Below are 2572 nucleotides of genomic sequence, written 5' to 3' on the forward strand. Positions count from 1 at the left end.
ATTATAAACAGATTGTAACGAATTGGGGAAATTTTCCAGTAGTGGAAAAAGAAATGAAGTCCGAAGATTCGTCTGCTAAAATCAAAGAATATGTACGCAATAATCACGACATCATCACCAGAGGAAATGGCAGATGTTACGGTGATGCTGCGCTTTCTGAAAATATATTTTCTACCAAAAGATTGAATAAATTCATCAGTTTCGACCGTTTAAATGGAATTATAGAATGTGAATCAGGAGTTTTGCTTTTCGATGTTTTAGACGTAATCGTTCCGCAAGGCTACTTTCTTTTTGTAACTCCAGGAACAAAATTTATTACGGTTGGTGGAGCAATTGCTTCTGATGTTCACGGAAAAAACCATCATGCAGAAGGTTGCTTCTCAGAATATGTAATCGGATTTTCTTTAATGAATGAAAAAGGAGATATTCTAACTTGTTCCAGAACTGAAAATTCCGAAAAATTTTGGGCAACCATTGGTGGAATGGGATTAACTGGAATTATCCTTTCTGTAAAATTTAAATTAAAAAATATTGAAAGCAGTTATGTTCGTCAAGAAAGTATTAAAGCAGAAAATTTAGATGAGATTTTTAAACTATTTGACGAAAGTGAATCCTGGACCTATAATGTTGCTTGGATAGATTGTCTTCAAAAAGGCAAAAACTTAGGAAGAAGTGTTTTGATGCGTGGCGAACACGCCTTTAAACATGAATTGCCAAAAAAATTACAAGAAAAGCCTTTACAATTAAAGAAAACCATCAGTCCATCTGTTCCTTTTTATTTTCCAAATTTTGTTTTAAATCATCTTACCGTGAAGTTTTTTAACTTTTTGTATTATTACAAACAAAATATAAAAGAGGTTAAAAATTTCGTGCATTACGAAACATTTTTTTATCCACTTGATATCGTAAGCGACTGGAATCGGATCTATGGTAAAAAAGGATTTATTCAATACCAAATGGTGATTCCAAAAGAAAATGGAAAAGAAGGAATGAAGAAAATTCTGGAAACCATCGCTAAAAGTGGAAACGGATCTTTTCTCGCAGTTTTAAAACTTTTCGGAAAAAATAATCTAGAAGCTTATAATTCGTTTCCGATAGAAGGTTATACTTTGGCTTTGGATTTTAAAGCCAATAAAAAATTGAAAAGATTAGTAGCTCAACTCGACGATATTGTCGAAGAATTTGGAGGCAGAATTTATTTAACCAAAGATTCGATGAGCAAATCATCATTAACCAATTATCTGCAAAATGTACAGAATCCGAAATTTATTTCGATGCAACAAAAAAGAATTCAAAATAATGAAGCTTCGTAAGTTAATGAAGTTCGAACTTTGTTCAGAAACTCATACTCAGAAATTACAAAATACACTATGATTGTTTTAGGAAGCAATTCGGAAATTGCACAAGCCTTTGTTGAGAAAACTTTGAGTGCCAGTGACCAATTTTCAAAAATATATCTTTTTACTTCTAATAAAGAAACCACAGAGAAATTTGCGAAGCATCTTGAGGTGAAATATGTACAACAGTCGGTGATTATCGAACTCGATTTGCTGCAACCAATCGATTACACAACTTTTGATGAAATAGATTCGGATCTTCTTTTTTGTGCAACGGGATATCTCGGTGAAGGAACCGAAGAAGGATTGTACGATAATAAAAATACGGAGAAAATTATCGATATCAATTATGCGAAATTAATTCCCGTTCTTAATTTTTTTGCAAGTAAAATGGAGAGACAACGCTCCGGAACAATGATCGTTCTTTCCTCGGTTGCAGGTGAACGCGGAAGACAGAGTAATTTTATTTACGGCAGTGCAAAAGCGGGTTTAACAGCCTATTTGAGCGGACTTCGAAATTATATGTTCGGTAAAAGAGTACACGTTCTCACCATAAAACCAGGTTTTATGGACACGAAAATGACGGAAGGTTTGCCTTTGAATCCAAAATTAACTTCAACGCCGAAACAAACTGCAGAAGGAATTTATAAAGCTTTTAAAAAGGGTAAAAACGTTGCGTATGTTTTACCGATTTGGGGAGTTATCATGATGGTTATCAGAAATATACCTGAATTTATTTTTAAAAAATTGAAGTTTTAAAATGAAAGAAGTGATTTTATTCAAATCTAATCCGATTTCAATTATGAATATATTTTTCTTAATTGGAGTTTTTTTTGGGGTTTGATGTTTAAATTAGCTTTGAAAACTCCGATCACTTTGGATAAAAATTCTCTAGAATATTACATCTATTTGTTGATACTTATTGTTTTTGCAGTCTTTATTTCAGGAGGTTTATATTATTTATTGAAATCAAAAATTTAAAAAATCAACAGAGAAGAAATAATTTTGTCCTGCATTTTTCTTCCGATTAAAAGAAGATTTAAAATAACAGATACCCTCGAAAATAAAGCAAACTATTAAACAAGCAAGAACTAGCGGAACTTTTTTTTCTGATGGTGTTCATATTACAAATTCTTATGAAACATTGTTTGTTTTAAAGAATGGAAGAGAAATAAAAACATTATGTTTGGATAAAAATGAACTTTCGAAAGTTCATAAAATATTGAGGAAAATAA

General features: G+C 31.7%; 2 protein-coding genes. Both read left to right on the plus strand.

Going from position 1 to position 2572, the window contains the following annotated elements; all coding sequences use genetic code 11:
* The first annotated feature begins 11 nt into the window (after positions 1-11).
* Positions 12-1313 (plus strand): FAD-binding protein, encoded by a 1302-nt coding sequence (locus WBY99_RS10270; protein ID WP_423976240.1) that lies wholly within the window; start codon positions 12-14, stop codon positions 1311-1313.
* Between the two features lie 57 nt (positions 1314-1370).
* A complete protein-coding gene (locus WBY99_RS10275; RefSeq protein ID WP_423976239.1) occupies positions 1371-2096 on the plus strand; it encodes an SDR family NAD(P)-dependent oxidoreductase in 726 nt (241 codons plus the stop codon).
* Positions 2097-2572 lie beyond the last annotated feature (476 nt).

Source organism: Kaistella sp. (assembly GCF_049588135.1).
GTDB lineage: Bacteria > Bacteroidota > Bacteroidia > Flavobacteriales > Weeksellaceae > Kaistella.